Annotated in this window: 15 protein-coding genes; 11 read left to right on the top strand and 4 right to left on the bottom strand. The window is 71.4% G+C overall.

The window, feature by feature from the left end:
• Positions 1 to 26: 26 nt before the first annotated feature.
• The gene (locus ACIBA9_RS08080; protein WP_399360752.1) at positions 27 to 821 is read left to right on the top strand and encodes a glutamate racemase; all 795 of its coding nucleotides are present in this window, start codon (positions 27 to 29) and stop codon (positions 819 to 821) included.
• Between the two features lie 131 nt (positions 822 to 952).
• Entirely contained in the window at positions 953 to 1,498 is a 546-nt protein-coding gene (locus ACIBA9_RS08075; RefSeq protein ID WP_399360750.1) for a hypothetical protein, read from the top strand.
• 63 nt (positions 1,499 to 1,561) lie between these two features.
• Here the strand turns inward: ACIBA9_RS08075 and ACIBA9_RS08070 are convergent, their stop codons facing one another.
• Positions 1,562 to 2,533, bottom strand: a complete 972-nt coding sequence (locus ACIBA9_RS08070; protein ID WP_399360748.1) for an O-antigen ligase family protein — start codon at positions 2,531 to 2,533, stop codon at positions 1,562 to 1,564.
• A gap of 485 nt (positions 2,534 to 3,018) precedes the next feature.
• Between ACIBA9_RS08070 and lnt the strand changes: the two genes are divergently transcribed.
• The 4 genes from lnt (at position 3,019) to ACIBA9_RS08050 (ending at position 8,207) form a co-directional block, all read left to right on the top strand.
• Positions 3,019 to 4,629, top strand: coding sequence for an apolipoprotein N-acyltransferase (gene lnt, locus ACIBA9_RS08065; protein ID WP_399360746.1), 1,611 nt, complete (start codon positions 3,019 to 3,021; stop codon positions 4,627 to 4,629).
• Between the two features lie 227 nt (positions 4,630 to 4,856).
• Positions 4,857 to 5,336 carry an NUDIX hydrolase gene (locus ACIBA9_RS08060; protein ID WP_399360744.1) on the top strand — a complete coding sequence of 160 codons (480 nt, stop codon included), beginning with the start codon at positions 4,857 to 4,859 and terminating at the stop codon, positions 5,334 to 5,336.
• A 54-nt stretch (positions 5,337 to 5,390) separates the two neighbouring features.
• On the top strand, positions 5,391 to 6,212 hold the full coding sequence (locus tag ACIBA9_RS08055) for a 3-hydroxybutyrate dehydrogenase (protein WP_399360742.1): 822 nt from the start codon (positions 5,391 to 5,393) through the stop codon (positions 6,210 to 6,212).
• Between the two features lie 75 nt (positions 6,213 to 6,287).
• Positions 6,288 to 8,207: a helix-turn-helix domain-containing protein gene (locus ACIBA9_RS08050; protein ID WP_399360741.1), complete on the top strand. Its 1,920-nt coding sequence runs from the start codon at positions 6,288 to 6,290 to the stop codon at positions 8,205 to 8,207.
• A gap of 147 nt (positions 8,208 to 8,354) precedes the next feature.
• Here ACIBA9_RS08050 and ACIBA9_RS08045 read toward each other — a convergent pair whose 3' ends face one another.
• Positions 8,355 to 9,725 (bottom strand): MFS transporter, encoded by a 1,371-nt coding sequence (locus tag ACIBA9_RS08045; protein WP_399360739.1) that lies wholly within the window; start codon positions 9,723 to 9,725, stop codon positions 8,355 to 8,357.
• 488 nt (positions 9,726 to 10,213) lie between these two features.
• On the opposite strand from ACIBA9_RS08045, the gene ACIBA9_RS08040 reads away from it, so the two are divergent.
• Together ACIBA9_RS08040 and ACIBA9_RS08035 are read left to right on the top strand one after the other, a co-directional pair.
• A complete protein-coding gene (locus tag ACIBA9_RS08040; protein WP_399360737.1) occupies positions 10,214 to 11,029 on the top strand; it encodes a TauD/TfdA dioxygenase family protein in 816 nt (271 codons plus the stop codon).
• Between the two features lie 127 nt (positions 11,030 to 11,156).
• A complete protein-coding gene (locus tag ACIBA9_RS08035) occupies positions 11,157 to 12,182 on the top strand; it encodes a transporter substrate-binding domain-containing protein (protein ID WP_399360735.1) in 1,026 nt (341 codons plus the stop codon).
• Between the two features lie 207 nt (positions 12,183 to 12,389).
• On the opposite strand, the gene ACIBA9_RS08030 is transcribed toward ACIBA9_RS08035, so the two are convergent.
• The gene (locus ACIBA9_RS08030; protein WP_399360733.1) at positions 12,390 to 12,542 is read right to left on the bottom strand and encodes a hypothetical protein; all 153 of its coding nucleotides are present in this window, start codon (positions 12,540 to 12,542) and stop codon (positions 12,390 to 12,392) included.
• Between the two features lie 218 nt (positions 12,543 to 12,760).
• Between ACIBA9_RS08030 and ACIBA9_RS08025 the strand changes: the two genes are divergently transcribed.
• The 3 genes from ACIBA9_RS08025 to ACIBA9_RS08015 all read left to right on the top strand — a co-directional run bounded on the left by ACIBA9_RS08025 (position 12,761) and on the right by ACIBA9_RS08015 (position 15,417).
• On the top strand, positions 12,761 to 13,918 hold the full coding sequence (locus ACIBA9_RS08025; protein ID WP_399360731.1) for an MFS transporter: 1,158 nt from the start codon (positions 12,761 to 12,763) through the stop codon (positions 13,916 to 13,918).
• A gap of 86 nt (positions 13,919 to 14,004) precedes the next feature.
• Positions 14,005 to 14,841, top strand: a complete 837-nt coding sequence (locus tag ACIBA9_RS08020) for an LLM class flavin-dependent oxidoreductase (RefSeq protein ID WP_399360729.1) — start codon at positions 14,005 to 14,007, stop codon at positions 14,839 to 14,841.
• A 27-nt stretch (positions 14,842 to 14,868) separates the two neighbouring features.
• Positions 14,869 to 15,417, top strand: coding sequence for a nucleoside deaminase (locus ACIBA9_RS08015; RefSeq protein ID WP_399360727.1), 549 nt, complete (start codon positions 14,869 to 14,871; stop codon positions 15,415 to 15,417).
• A gap of 72 nt (positions 15,418 to 15,489) precedes the next feature.
• Here the strand turns inward: ACIBA9_RS08015 and ACIBA9_RS08010 are convergent, their stop codons facing one another.
• Entirely contained in the window at positions 15,490 to 15,942 is a 453-nt protein-coding gene (locus ACIBA9_RS08010; RefSeq protein WP_059190423.1) for a cupin domain-containing protein, read from the bottom strand.
• Positions 15,943 to 15,983 lie beyond the last annotated feature (41 nt).

Genomic DNA, 15,983 nt, shown 5'->3' with positions numbered 1-15,983 from the left:
GAGGGCCCATCGTCTATCGTGGCCGGGTGAAGATCGCGCTCATGGACTCCGGAATCGGCCTGCTTGCGGCCACCGCGGCGGTACGGCGTCTGCGGCCCGACGCGGATCTCGTGCTCTCACTGGACCCCGACGGCATGCCCTGGGGGCCGCGTACCCCCGAGGATCTCACCCGGCGGGCCCTGGCCGTCGCCGAGGCCGCCGCCGCCCGCCGTCCCGACACGCTGATCGTCGGCTGCAACACGGCCACCGTGCACGCCCTGCCCGCCCTGCGCGCTCGCCTGGAGCCCGGGATCCCCGTCATCGGCACCGTCCCGGCGATCAAGCCGGCCTCGGCGGGCGGCGGCCCGGTCGCGATCTGGGCGACCCCCGCCACCACCGGAAGCGCCTATCAGCGCGGCCTCATCAGAGACTTCGCCGACGGCGTGCCGGTGACCGAGGTGCCGTGCTGGGGCCTTGCCGAGGCGGTCGAACGCGCGGACGAGGCAGCCATCGACGCGAGCGTCCTGGCGGCGGCCGCGCTGACCCCGCGCGAGGTGACCACCGTCGTCCTCGGCTGCACTCACTACGAGCTGGTGGCGGAACGTATCCGCGCCGTCCTCCAGCGGCCCGGCGCCGCCCCGCTCGTCCTGCACGGCTCGGCCGGAGCGGTGGCCGCGCAGGCCCTGCGCCGCCTCGGCGAGCTGCCGGCCCCCGACGCGCCCGCCGAGGGGACCCTGACGGTGCTCCTGAGCGGCCGCGAGGGCGAGCTGCCCGCCGCCGCGCTGCACTACGCCGAGGGCCGGCTGCTGCCCGCCACCGGCCCGCTCGCCGACAGCAGGTGACCGAGCCCGCGTACGCCCTCCCCGCCGTGGGCCGGTAGGGCGAGCACGAGCCGGAGGCGTCTGGGCCGCACGGAGCAGTCACGCTCCGCGCGCGGGTACCAGCACAGCGAAACCTGAGTAACCTCGTAAACATGAGGGACCACCCCCACGCTGACGGCACCCCGCACCCGGACGTCTGGACGGGGCGCGCCACCAACCGGGTCCAGTGGCTGCTGGCCCTGGTCGGCGCGGCCTGCCTGGCACTCGGAATCGAGCTGGCCGTGGACTCGGCCTGGACCTCCGGTGTCGCCGCCCTGGCGATGTCCGTCGTCGGCTGTATCGCGGCCGGTCTGCTGGTGCTCTTCGGCACCCTCGCCTTCGTGCACGTCGACCTCACCCTCGACAAGGAGTCCCTCGAAGTGCGCTGCGGCCACATAGGGCTGCCACGCCGCCGCATCCCGCTCTCCCAGGTGGCCGGCGCCGACTTCACCGCCCTCGTCACCCCCAGACACTGGGGCGGATGGGGCTACCGCTGGCGCCCCGAGAAGGGCACCGCGGTCGTCGTGCGCCGGGGCGAGGGTGTCGTGCTGCGCCTGTGGGACGGCCACACCTTCACGATCACCGTGGACAACGCGGAGACCGCGGTGTGGGTCATCCGGGACCGGCTGCGGAGGACGGGACCGGGTACGGGCCGCTGAGCCCCGGGACCCGGGCCCACTGGACCGGCGCCACTCTCCCCTCCGCCTGGCCGCCGGCTCCGCTCACAGCTCGGCCCGCGTGTCGTCGCCGGTCCACGGTCGGGCCGTCGCCCAGCCGGCCAGCAGGCCCGCGCCCGCGGTGACCGTGGTGAAACCCAGCGCGTCGCCCACCGAGGCGAAGACGGCCAGGGCCGTCAGGGCCGCACCGGCGGTCAGGGCGACCGGGGTGGAACGGGGCGAGCGCCACAGCGCGTACAGGACCCAGCAGAACGCTGCCGCCAGCAGGAGCACCCCCACGAACCCCTGCTCCGCCGCCTGTTGCAGGGGCGCCGAGTGCGGTCCGCCGTCGGACAGCGAGGTGCGCGGCGTGCCGCCGCCCGGCTCGCCTAACCGGCCGGGGCCGACGCCCAGCCCACTGTCCCGGCCGGCCAGCCGCACGGCGTCCTGCCACAGCCGGATCCGCTGGGGACCGAACGGGCCCGCGAGCGCCTCGGTAAGCCCTCCGGGCAACCAGCCCGCGGCGACCGCCCAGACCGTCCCGGCCACCAGGGCCGCCGTGCCGGCCAGCACCGCGAGACCCGCGCCCCGCCGCGGCATCGCGCCCGCGAGGAGCGACCACAGCAGGACGGCCGCCCCCGCCGCGCTCCCGGCCGGCGATCCCAGCGCCGCCCCGGACAGCACGATCACGGCGGCCAGTGCCCGCAGTCCCAGCCGCTGCGCCGGTACCGGCGTCGCCCAGGCCGCACAGCAGGCGGCTCCGGTGGCCAGCGCGAGGAGGGCGGCCGTCGCCCCGGCGGGCCCGAGCGGGCCTGCGTATCGGCCGCCGGGGGACAGGCCGGGCAGCGCCGCGGCGAGTACCAGGCTGGCCGCAGCGCCGACGCAGGGCGCGATCACCGGGAGCAGCGCCCCCGAGACCCGGCCCGCCGCATACCCGGCCGCTACGGCGAGCACCGCCAGCAGCACGCCCTCGGGCCGCCCGTCGTGGGCCGCCGCGGTGATCAGCGACCACCCGGCGCAGGCACCGAGCAGCATCATGCCCGCACCATCAGAAACGTTTCGCCTGGCGTTCTCCGCGTCCGCACCCGGCACGGACCTCGTCCCCGTCGACCCCACCCGCCGCCCCTCGCACCCGTCCCCCGACCTGTCGCAGGCCAAGGCGATGCACCGGATCCGGCCGCACCGCCGAGGCTGGGCACACCGTAACGGCTGATGACCTGTTTGTGGACGAGATGCGGAGGATCGTCGTGATGCGGACGAGTTTCCGGTGCCGACGGCCGCCGGGCGCTGTTGATGCCGTAATGCCTGTGGGGAGGGGTGGGGTGGCGCCGTGAGCGGCGGGCAGGGGGCGGGGGCGACCGGGCTTCGCGCAGCGGTCCCATGTCGGGATGTGGGCTTGGGGCAGCGCACCGATGTCGGGGATGAGCAGGCCCCGACCAGCGAAGACCGGGGGTCGGCCGGTGTCGGCCCCGGCGCTCGACCGTGCTGTCGGGGGCCGGGCGCGCCGCCGTACACTCAGCCGGGTGACCGTCACCGCAACTTCCGTGGACCAGCCGGATCAGCTCCGGCCGTCTCGTGCGCCCGGCGCGCTCGGCGGCCGGCTGCTGCGCCTGGTCCCGGCCGCCGCCTCCGCGCTCTGCGGAGTGCTGCTCTACGTCAGCTTCCCGCCGCGCACCCTGTGGTGGCTGGCCCTGCCCGCCTTCGCCGGTTTCGGCTGGGTGCTGCGCGGCCGTGGCTGGAAGGCGGCTCTCGGTCTCGGCTACGTCTTCGGCCTCGGCTTCCTGCTGCCGCTGCTGGTGTGGACCGGCGTCGAGGTCGGCCCCGGGCCCTGGCTCGCCCTGGTCGCCATCGAGGCGGTGTTCATCGCCCTGGTCGGGGTGGGCGTCGCCGCGGTCTCCAGGCTGCCCGCCTGGCCGGTGTGGGCGGCCGCCGTCTGGATCGCGGGCGAAGCGGTACGCGCGCGCGTGCCCTTTCGCGGTTTCCCCTGGGGCAAGATCGCCTTCGGCCAGGCGGACGGTGTCTTCCTGCCGCTCGCCGCTCTCGGCGGCACGCCGGTGCTCGGCTTCGCGGTCGTCCTGTGCGGATTCGGCCTGTACGAGGCGGGACGTCTGATCGTCGAGGGGCGCCGTACCCGCGCCGTGCGGCGTACGGCGGCGGCCGCGGCACTGCTGAGCGTGGCCGTGCCGGTCGTGGGCGCGCTCGCGGCCCGCGCACTGGTCGGCGACAAGGCCGAGGACGGTACGGCGACGGTCGCGGTCGTCCAGGGCAACGTGCCCCGCTCCGGGCTGGAGTTCAGCGCCCAGCGGCGGGCCGTCCTCGACTACCACGCGCGTGAGACGCTGAAGCTCGCCGCGGACATCAAGTCGGGCAAGGCCCCGAAACCCGACTTCGTGCTGTGGCCGGAGAACTCCTCCGACATCGATCCCTTCGCCAACCCCGACGCGGCCGCCGTCATCGAGGGCGCCGCCAAGGCCGTCGGCGTGCCCATCTCGGTCGGCGCGGTCGTCGAACGGGATGGCAGGCTGCTCAACGAGCAGGTGCTGTGGGACCCGGTCAAGGGGCCCACGCAGACCTACGACAAACGGCAGATCCAGCCCTTCGGCGAATACCTCCCGCTGCGCGGCCTCGTCGGCGCGATCAACAAGGACTGGACGTCCATGGTCCGCCAGGACTTCAGCCGGGGTGCCGCGCCGGGCGTGTTCGACATGGCGGGCGTCAAGGTCGGCCTCGCCACCTGCTACGAGGCGGCCTTCGACTGGGCCGTGCGGGACACCGTCACACACGGCGCCGAGATGATCTCCGTGCCGAGCAACAACGCGACGTTCGACCGCAGCGAGATGACCTACCAGCAGCTCGCCATGTCCCGGGTCCGCGCCGTCGAACACAGCCGCACCGTGACCGTGCCGGTGACCAGCGGAGTCAGCGCCTTCATCATGCCGGACGGGAGGATCACCCAGAAGACCGGCATGTTCGTGCCCGCCTACCTGGTGCAGAAGGTGCCGCTGCGCACGTCCCGGACCCCGGCGACCCAGCTGGGCATCCTGCCCGAGATGGCCCTGGTGCTGGTCGCCGTCGGGGGCCTCGGCTGGGCGATCGGCTCCGGCCTGCGCGGCCGCCGCACCGGTGACGCGTAGGCGTACGACTGTCCCGCCGACGGCGTGCGGCCGTACCCGTCGCCCGCCGGTGGGTCCGCTGTACGACCGTCGCGCCGGTGGGTCGGCTGTACGACCCTCGCGCCGGTGACGTCGGCCGTACGGCCCTCGCGCCGGTGGTGACAGCCGTGGGGCCGGGGCACCGTGCGACCTCGTACGCCGCCCCGATCCGCGCGGTCGCCGGGAGCGCGCCCGTTAGGGTCGGGGTCATGGCTACTCCCGATTTCATCCGCACGCTCCGGTCCTCCATCGGCCACCATCCGCTCTGGCTGCCCGGGGTCACCGCGATCGTCTTCGACGACGAGGGCAGGGTGCTGCTGGGCCGTCGGTCCGACACCCGGGCGTGGTCGGTGATCGGCGGCATCCCGGAGCCGGGCGAGCAACCCGCAGCGTGCGCGGTGCGGGAGGTCTTCGAGGAGACGGCCGTTCACTGCGTCGCCGAGCGGATCGTCCTGGTCCAGGCCCTGGCGCCGATGACTTATCCCAACGGGGACGTCTGCCAGTTCATGGACATCACCGTGCGCTGCCGGGCGGTGGGCGGCGAGGCCCGCGTCAACGACGACGAGTCGCTGGAGGTGGGCTGGTTCGCGGTGGACGCCCTGCCCAAGCTGGACGAGTTCGGAGTCCTCCGGATCAAGCAGGCCATGTCGGAGGCACCCACATGGTTTGACCCTATGGCTACCAGCTGAAATGTGGGCCCTCACCACATGTGGTGAGGGGTGGCCTCCGCTTAGGCTCGACACATGACATCGTCCACCCCGCCACCCGGTCCCGACCCCGGTGTTCAGCCCCCCGTCCTCGACCTCAGCGGCCGTACCGCGCTCGTCACCGGGGCCGCCGGCGGCATCGGCCGAGCCTGCGCGCTGCGGCTCGCCGCCGCCGGCGCCGAGGTGCGGGCCGTCGACCGGGACGAGGCGGGCCTGGCCGAGCTGGCCCGGCAGGCCGAGCGGGTCTGGGACTTCGCGGGCACCGTCGTACCGCACGTCGTGGACCTCACCGACCTCGACGCCGCCGAACGGGCCGCCGCCGGAACCGATGTGCTGGTCAACAACGCCGGACTGCAATTGGTGCGCCCCATCGAGGAGTTCCCGCAGGAGACCTTCCACACCGTGCTGACGGTGATGCTGGAGGCACCCTTCCGCCTCATCCGCGGCGCCCTCCCGCACATGTACGCCCAGGGCTGGGGGCGGATCGTCAATGTGTCCTCCGTCCACGGTCTGCGCGCCTCTGCTTTCAAGTCCGCCTATGTGGCCGCCAAACACGGTCTGGAGGGCCTGTCCAAGACGGCCGCTCTCGAAGGCGCACCCCATGGCGTGACCTCCAACTGTGTGAACCCGGCCTATGTGCGCACGCCACTGGTGGAGCAGCAGATCGCCGACCAGGCTGAGGCGCACGGCATCCCCGAGGACCGGGTGCTCGCCGAGGTCCTGCTCAAGGACAGCGCGGTGCGGCGGCTCATCGAACCGGAGGAGGTCGCGGAGGCGGTGGCCTATCTGTGCGGCCCGCAGGCGTCCTTCGTCACGGGTACCTCGCTGGTGCTCGACGGCGGATGGACGGCCCACTGACCGCACCGGCGGCGGGGGGCCGGGAGTTTTCCACAGGCCCGACGGGCCGGGCGGCCGATACGGAATCCTGTGACCATGTCCCGCGATCATGTTGAGTCGGCACCCCGTGGCAGCGCCGAGACCGAGTACCTCGAGCTGCTGGCCCGCGACGCCTCCGTGGAGGCCTACGAGCAGCCGGTGCTGCTCGCCCGCGCCGCGGGCCGGGACACCGAGCGGCTCGCGGCGCTGGAGCGGGCCAGACTGCTCGCCCTGCGCGTCCGGGCGGAGCTGGAAGGCCGCAGGCGCCGCGAGGCGGAGCTGTCCGCGCTCTTCGAGACCGCGCACGATCTGGCGGGCCTCAGGGACGTGGACGCGGTGCTGCAAGCCATCGTCCAGCGCGCCCGCTCCCTGCTCGGCACGGACGTCGCCTACCTCACCCTGAACGACCCGGAGCGCGGCGACACCTATATGCGGGTGACGGAAGGCTCGGTCTCCGCCCGCTTCCAGCAACTGCGCCTCGGCATGGGCGAGGGGCTCGGCGGACTCGTCGCCCAGACCACACGGCCCTACGTCACCGACGACTACTTCCGCGACGGCCGGTTCCAGCACACCCTGACCATCGACTCCGGCGTCCGCGACGAGGGCCTGGTCGCCATCCTCGGCGTCCCGCTGATGCTCGGCCCGCACGTCATCGGCGTGCTGTTCGCCGCCGACCGCAGGGCCCGCGTCTTCGAGCGCGGGCAGATCGCGCTGCTCGGCTCCTTCGCCGCGCTCGCCGCCGCGGCCATCGACACCGCCAACCTGCTCACCGAGACCCGCGCGGCGCTGGCCGGACTCGAGCGCGCCAACGAGATCATCAAGGACCGCAGTGCCGCCATCGAGCGCGCCTCCGAGGTCCACGACCGGCTCGCCGAACTGGTCCTGCGCGGCGGGGGAGTCCACGACGTGGCCGCCGCCGTCGCCGAGATCCTCGACGGCACCGTCGAGTTCACGGAGGCCGACGCGGCACCGACCGCACCGCTGGAGGCATCCCGCGCCGACGGCCACGCCGTACGGCACGACGGCGACTGGATCGCCGCGGTCACCGGGGGCGGGGAACTCCTCGGCGCCCTGGTACTGCGCGGGCACCGCGCCCTGGACCCGGTCGACCAGCGCACGCTGGAACGCGCCGCCATGGTGACCTCGCTGCTCCTGCTCGCCCGCCGCTCCGCCGCCGAGGCCGAACAGCGCGTACGGGGCGAGTTGCTGGACGACCTGCTCGACGCCCGCGACCGCGACCCGCGGCTGCTGCGCGAGCGCGCCGCCCGGCTCCACGCCGATCTGGACGCCGGCCACGTCGTACTGGCGGCACGCCTGGACGGCCCGGCGGCCGACGCGGACGAGGAAGCGGCGGCCCGCCGCCGACTGTGGTCCGCCGCGTCCCATCTGGCCGCCACCCGACAGGGCCTGGCCGCCGCCCGCGACGGCGGCACCGTCCTGCTGCTGCCGCTCGCCGCCGGCGACACCGCCACGGACGCGGCCCGCCGCACCGCCCGCCACCTGGGCACGGCCGTCCACCAGCCGGTCACCGTCGGCGCCTCCGCCCCCGTCACGGACCTCGCCACGCACCCCGAGGCCGTCGCCGCCGCCTACGCCGAGGGCCGCCGCTGTCTCGACGCGCTACGACTCCTCGGCCGGGCGGGCGACGGAGCCGCGGCAGAGGACTTCGGCTTCCTCGGCCTGCTCCTCGCGGGCGAACGGGACGTCGCCGGGTTCGTCGACCGCACCATCGGCCCGGTCGTCTCCTACGACGAGCGGCGCGGCACGGAACTGCTGCGCACCATGGAGGCGTACTTCGCCTGCGGGATGAGCCCGGCCCGCACCAAGGACGCCCTCCACGTGCATGTGAACACGGTGGCCCAACGACTGGACCGCGTGGGCCGGCTGCTCGGCGTGGACTGGCAGCAGCCGGCCCGCGCCCTGGAGACACAACTGGCCCTGCGTCTGCACCGGCTGGCGGCGCCGGACAGACGATGACCGTCGTACGGCCGCGACGCGTGCCGACTTCCCTATGGAAGTGCCCGGTCTCCGTAGGACCTGCCGTACGGGGACCGGGCACGCGCGGATGAGCGGCGCGGTGTGCGGGCGGGGGGTGGGGCGCGGGCCGAAGGGGCCCCGCGTCACTCAGACCGTGCGCGCCTCGGCGGCCGGGGCCGCGCCGGCGGGCTCGCGCTCCGCGCCCTCGACCCGGGCGAGGTCTCGATGCCGCGTCTCCCGGGCCACGCCCACCGCGATCAGGGTCAGTACCGCGGCGCCGATGACGTACAGGGCGATCGGCGTGGAACTGCCGTAGTCGGAGAGGAGCGCGGTCGCGATGAGGGGAGCGGGCGCACCGGCCGCGACGGACGCGAACTGCGCGCCGATGGAGGCGCCCGAGTATCGCATCCGGGTGGCGAACATCTCGGAGAAGAAGGCGGCCTGGGGCGCGTACATCGCGCCGTGCAGTACGAGCCCGACGGTCACGGCGAGCACGAGGGAACCGAAGGACCCGGTGTCCACGAGCGAGAAGAACGGGAACATCCACAGGCCGATACCGGCCGCGCCGAACAGGTACACCGGGCGGCGCCCGACCCGGTCGGACAGCGCGCCCCAGGCCGGGATGACGGCGAAGTGCACGGCGGAGCCGATGAGAACGGCGTTGAGCGCGGTCTGTTTCGACACCCCGGCCGAGGTGGTGGCGTACACGAGGATGAAGGCGGTGATGACGTAGTAGCTGATGTTCTCCGCCATACGGGCGCCCATCGCCACGAGGACGTCCCGCCAGTGGTCGCGCAGTACCGAGACCAGGGGGAGCTTCTCCGGCGCACCGCGCGACTCGGCCCGCCGCAACGCCTCCTTGAACACGGGTGACTCGTCGACGGAAAGCCGGATCCACAGGCCGACGAGCACGAGCACCCCGGAGAGCAGGAACGGGATCCGCCAGCCCCAGGTGCCGAAGGCGTCGTCGGACAGCAGGGCGGTCAGCAGGGAGAGCACCCCGGTGGCGAGCAATTGCCCCGCCGGGGCGCCGGTCTGCGGCCATGAGGCCCAGAAACCGCGTCGGCGCGCGTCACCGTGCTCCGACACCAGCAGCACCGCACCGCCCCATTCGCCGCCGAGCGCGAATCCCTGGACGAGCCGCAGCGCGGTGAGCAGCACGGGCGCCGCGCTGCCGACGGTCGCGTGTGTGGGCAGCAGTCCGATGGCGAAGGTGGCCCCGCCCATCAGCACCAGGCTGAGCACCAGAAGCCGCTTGCGCCCCAGCCGGTCACCGTAGTGCCCGAACACCAGCGCCCCCAACGGGCGGGCCGCGAACCCCACGGCGTACGTCAGGAACGACAGCAGTGTCCCGACGAGCGGGTCGGAGCCGGGGAAGAACAGCTTGTTGAACACGAGCGCGGCCGCGGAGCCGTAGAGGAAGAAGTCGTACCACTCGATGGTGGTCCCGATGAGGCTGGCGGCGACGATACGGGGGAGGCTGGTGGGGGGTGGGGGAGCGGTGGTTCCGGAGGCCATGTGCGCCACTTCCTCGTGTGCGGTGGGGACGGGTACGTGTCGGCACACGGTAGAAACACGCAGGTCAGGCGCACATGTGGCGGGGCAACATAGTTTGGGGGTTGGCTATGCGTGCGGCCACCATGCCGGCTCACGGAAGGGCGGTTCAGGGACTTGAAGATGGTCGAAACGTGCAGGAAGGGCGACGCCTTATGGGAGTTCGCCTGCGTGTGCGGGTCCAGGACGTGGACAGCCTGGGCTTCTTAGCCGCTTCCCACCGGGCGACCCGACCGGTCCCGAGGAATTTTCATGCAGCTGCAACGATCGTCCCTCGACTTCCTGCTACACATGGTCAGGTGAACCCCTCAGCGCTGTACCGCAGGTTGTACGTGGATTTGGCGCGCGTCGACACCTCCGCGTGTCGACGCTTCTGACGTCGTCTTCACCTGTCCCTGTGAGGCGACCACCCGTGCGTCATTCCGGTACGGCAGCACTGAGAGGGGAAAACCATGACCACCACTGTCGCGAGCCACGAGATACGACGGGCAGGTCCGCGGTTCGGCGCCGAGGTGACCGGCATCGACCTGACGACCAGCGTCGACGACGCCACCGCCGAAGAGCTGCGCCGAGCGTTCCAGGAGTACAAGGTGCTGGTGTTCCGCGGCCAGCACCTCACACCAGAGCAGCACGTCGAGGCCGTACGCATCTTCGCGGAGCCCTTCGACCACCCGACCGCGGTGAAGGATCCCGCCCATCCGCTGGTCTACCCGTACAACGTCCAGCAGACGGGCAAGGCCAGCACCTGGCACATCGGCGGACTGTGGCGGCAGCCGGTCTTCGCGATCGAGTCACTGACCTACGAGGTCGTGCCCGCACTGGGTGGCCACACTCTGTGGGCCGACCTTCAGGCGGCGTACGACGACCTGTCAGAGCCGTTCAAGGGACTGCTCGAATCGGTCGGCGCGGTCTACGACGCCAACGCGGGGAACTACGCGCAGGGCAGCAAGCGTGTGGCGGTCGACGAGACCGTCGAGCACCCGGTCGTGCTGACGCACCCCGAGACGGGCCGGAAGGGGCTGTTCATCAGCACTTCGGCGCTCGGCCTGACGGGCGTCACGGCGCAGGAGGGGAAGGTGCTGCTCGACCATCTCCTCAGGCATGCGTCATCGCCCGACTACACCATCCGTTTCGGCTGGAACGCCGGTGACTTCGTGCTCTGGGACAACCGGGCGACCTGGCACTACGCCGTGGACGACTACGGCGACGGCGCCCGCGCCTACCGGAAGGTCATCGGAGTGGAGCCCGTGCGGCAACCCGCGGCCTGACCAGGGTCGGTGAAGTCTTCGCCGTCATCAAGGGCTTGGCGTCCACCCGTACCACCCCTGGTTCCCCCACGGCACACCCACGATCTCCCCCCACTCCACCACCCTTTCTCCGTGACAAAGGACGACCATGTCTGCCCACTTCTCCCGACGCAGCCTGAGACGCGGCATCACCGTGGCGACCGCCGTCGCCACCCTCGCCACCGGGCTCGCCGCCTGCGGTGGTGACAGCGACGCTGCCACTACGACCGACACCGCCGCCACCGGAAGTGTGACCATCGGTCGGCTCTCGAACGGCGCTGCCACGGAGACCACCCTCAAGGTGTCCGAGGTGAAGTCGATCAGCGCCGAGCTGCCCGACGCCATCAGGAAGAGCGGCAAGCTGGTGATCGGCCATGGCGCTCTGCCGTCCGGCTCCGCCCCGCTTGACTACGTGGGTGACGACCAGAAGACCCTCACCGGTTCTGAGACGGACATCGGACGCCTGGTCGCCGCGGTCCTCGGCCTCAAGCCGGAGAGCAGGAACCTCACTTGGGAGAATCTCTTCGTCGGCATCGACAGTGGCAAGGTGGACGTGGCCTTCTCGAACGTCACCGACACCGAGGAGCGCAAGGAGAAGTACGAGTTCGCCTCCTACCGGCAGGACAACCTCGCCTTCGAGGTGGCGAAGTCCAGCAAGTGGAACTTCGACGGCAACTACGAGAACCTCGCCGGCAAGACCGTCGATGTCAACTCGGGCACCAACCAGGAGCGCATCCTCCTGGAGTGGCAGAAGAAGCTGCAGAGCGAGGGCAAGAAGCTCACCGTCAAGCACTTCCCGGACAGCAACGGCACCTACCTGGCGCTGAACAGCGGCAGGATCGACGCCCACTTCGGCCCCAACCCGACCATCGCCTACCACATCACCCAGACGGCGAAGACGCCCAACGCCACCCGCAATGCCGGCACCTACTCCGGCGCCGGCGCAGGCCTCCAGGGTCTGATCGCAGCCACCGCGAAGAAGGACAGCGGCCTCGCCAAGCCGCTCGCCGACGCCATCAACTACCTGATCAAGAACGGTCAGTACGCGAAGTGGCTGGCCGTCTGGAACCTCTCCAACGAGGCCGTCGCCAAGTCCGAGGTCAACCCGCCCGGGCTGCCGCTGGACAACTCCTGATCCGCTGCCCTCTCCGGGGCCCACCATCGCCACCTGTGGGACTCGGGGTGGGCTCGGCCGCACGGGCCCGGCATGACTGTTCCCCTCGCGCGGATGGTCCGGGGGCGTCACCGGGCCCTAGGGGTGCCGTTCGAGACGCTGATGAGAGGCCCGACTACCAGCGCCAGCGGTCTGCGGTGGCGCCCGCCCGGCGCAACGCACGACATCTCACGGGCCGCAGGTCTGCATGACGTGGGGCGCGCGTACGGCGCCATCGCCCTGACCGGCACCGCATGAATCCTGTTCGGGGAGGACGGGTTGTACGACATCGGCGACGTGGGCGTCCTGCTCGGCCTGGAGGTAGGCAGGACGGCCTATCACGGCCACGCCTCACCCCGGCCGGTCGTCCGGGAAGTCCATTGCAAGGTCGCCTACCTGCCCGGACCAGCGACGCGGCGGATCGCCGACCAGAGCTCGCTCCACACCTCGATCCACACCAGGCTCACGGGCACAGCCGGGTTGCGATGATCATGCCGGCAGGCACATCCGCGTCGACCGACCGCTGCCCGGCGCCGCCTGCGGGGCGGAGGCGGGCAGCGATGGCCGGCGCACTGATCGCCGCGTTCGGTGGCTTCGCCGGCTTCAATCTGATGCTCTCCGCGATGCCCGCGTACGCCGTCCGCTCTGGCGCCGGACCCTCGGGTGCCGGAGCGCTCACCGCCACGCTGATGGCGGCGACCTTGGTCGTCCAGCCCTTCACGCCGTGGCTCTTCGCCCGGCTCGGACGGCGGTATTCACTCGCCATGAGCGGTGCGCTGCTCGGGCTGCCGTGCCTGGTTCTGCCGGCCGCCTCCACGCTGCCCGCCCTGACCGGCCTTGCGGCAGTACGCGGGCTGGGCTTCGGCGTGTTCGTCGTCGCCGGTGTCACCTTCACCGCGGAGCTGTTCCCGCAAGGCAACCGGGGGCGAGCCATCGGCTGGTACGGCGCGGTGGTCGGTGTCGCCGGCGTCCTGGGGGCTCCGCTGGGCATCGCCCTGGCCCGGCAGGAGGCGTACGCGCTCGCCTTCGCCCTGGCGGCGGGCACGGCCGTTCTGGTCCTGGTCGGCTCGTTCGGCTTCCCTCGCGCTGTGGCGCCCTCCGGCCCGGCCGGACCTCGCTCCGGCAACCCACGGACCCTGCACGGAGGATGGCGATCGCTGCGCCCCATGACCGGCCCCCTGATGGTGGAGACCGCCTCCACGACGGCCTACGGCGTCGTCTTCACCTTCCTGCCGCTGACCGCCTCGGCCGCGCCCGAGGCGCTGCTTGCCGCGCAGGCCTCCACCGTGCTCTCCCGGCTCGGTGTCGGGTGGCTCATCGACCGGTACGGCGGCCGCCGGGTGCTGGTACCCGCCGTGCTGGTCACGTCGCTCGGCACTGCCGCGGGAGCGGCCTCTCACCAGGCGGCACTGCTGCTGGCCGGTACTTTCCTCTTCGGAGCGGGCTTCGGCGCGGTCCAGAGTGCCACCCTGGTGCTCGCCATGCAGGCGGTCGGCGACCGCCCCGGCGGTCTCGGCTTGGCCGGGGTCGCGTGGAACGTCGCCTTCGACGGCGGCACCGGAATCGGCTCGCTCGGGGGCGGCCCCCTGCTCTCCCTCGGTGGCCCGTCCGCTCTCTTTCCGGCGACGGCGGCCGTCCTGGCCGCATTCCTCCTCCATGACCTCCGCACGGCACGACTGCGGGATTCGAAAAATTGCGGCTTTGAGCGGGACAACTGACTGGCCGCGACTCCTCATGCGTTCGCATTACCGAAAGCCTTGACGACAACTGCACGCCGAAGGTACGTATTTGCTAGTGTTGGGTCATGCGGATAGGCGTGAATGTCCCCAACTTCGGTCCGGGGGCGAACCCGGACAATCTGGCTCGCTGGGCCAAAACCTCGGAGGGTCTCGGGTTCGACCTGTTGATGCTCTCCGACCATGTGGCGATCACCTCGGATGTCGCCAAACAGTATCCCGCTCCATTTTACGAGCCTGTCACAACTCTCGCGTGGCTGGCCGGAATCACGACCAGGATAAAGCTGGGTACGACGGTTCTCATCGCGCCCTACCGGCACCCCCTGCTGGTCGCCCGCATGGCGGCCAACCTGCAGCAACTCAGCGGCGGCCGACTGATCCTCGGCGTCGGAGTCGGTTGGGCCCGAGAAGAGTTCGAGGCACTGGGCGTCCCGTTCGAACGGCGTGGTGCTTTGACCGACGAACTCCTGCGGACCATACGCGCCGCATGGGAGGACGACGCCGACTATGGCTGCGGACAGATTCCGGTCTGGGTCGGTGGTAACAGCGACGCCGCAATACGGCGGGCCGTACGTTCTGGTTCTCCATGGCATCCACTGCGGTTCACGATGCCCTGGTTCAGGGACGCCGTGGATCGGCTGAAGGATATTGCGGCCGAGCTCGATCAGCCGGTGCCGGAGTTGGCGCCGCGTATCTATCTCCGGCTCACGGAAAAGGCGATCGACGACCCGGATCGCCGGGCCGGCGAGGGCACCATCGAACAGATTCTCGAGGACATCGAGGAGTTGCGTCTGGCCGGTGCCGAAACCGTGCTGCTCGATCCGTACCACGGCGATCCGAACGAGACGCTGCGGCCCGAGGCGGCGTGGCAGGCACTGGCGACCGTGGCCGCCCACCGGCCATAGCGGACACCCCAAAGAGACGGAGTCACAGTGGCCCTCGACAACCACGACCTTTCCGAGAGCGGCACCGACAGCGCCACCACCGTCAAGGAGGCCGAACTGCCCTATCTGCACCGTTGCATCGAGCTGGCGGCCGAGGCGGTGGAGGCCGGCGACTGGCCGTTCGGATCCGTGCTCGTCGATGCGGACGGCAAGATCCTTGCCGAGGACCGCAACCGCGAGTCCACCACGGGCGACCCGACCCGGCACCCCGAGTTCGAACTGGCCCGCTGGGCCGCGACCCATCTGAGCCCTGAGGAGCGGGCCACGGCGACCGTGTACACCTCGGGTGAACACTGCCCGATGTGCGCGGCCGCGCACGGGTGGGCCGGGCTGGGCCGCATCGTGTACGCGAGCTCGTCCCAGCAGGCTCGGGACTGGAAGGCCGAGTGGGGCGTGCCGGTCACCTCGCCCTTGAGTCCGCTGTCCATTCAGGACGTCGTCCCCGGTCTCGAGGTGGCGGGTCCGGTCCCGGAACTCGCCGAGCAGGTACGTGAGTTGCAGTGGCGCTTCCGTGTCAGGAACAGCGCGAGCGACTGACGGCGGCACGAACACCGGGGCCTGGCAGCGGATTCCGCTGCCAGGCCCCGTTCGTTGCCACGGCTTCGCGGGTCAGACCATGAACTGGTCGTACTTCGCCATGTGCTCCTGCAGTTCCTCCAGGCTGGGGTTGCGCCCGTTGGCCGTCAGGCGCCCCAGGCCGCGGAAGTAGTCCTCGCGGTTGTAGATCGGGTAGAACATGATCAGCAGTGTGGCGTCCTCGTTGCCCCTGTTGGTGAAGCCGTGCGGCTCGCCCTTGGGAACGTAGGCGAACGCACCGGGCTCACCCACCACCTTGCGGTCGCCGATGGTGAACTCGATCTCGCCCTTCACCACATAGAACATCTCGGTGGACTTCTTGTGGATGTGCGGGCTGGCACCGCTCGCCTCCGGAGCCATGTGGTGCTCGAAGAAGCCGAACTCGCCGTCGGAGTCCGCCGTGGTGAGTTTGAGGTACGTCCTCTTGGTGTCCCGGATGTTGACGAACTCGCCTTCGCCGGACGGAACATACAGCGGAACGGACATTTCTCTCCTTGAGTGGTGATCAACTGTGCCGACTCGACAAC

The organism is Streptomyces sp. NPDC051452, assembly GCF_044454765.1.
Lineage (GTDB): Bacteria > Actinomycetota > Actinomycetes > Streptomycetales > Streptomycetaceae > Streptomyces.
Note: the sequence above shows the minus strand (reverse complement) of the source record. Positions and strands in the feature narration are given on the sequence as shown.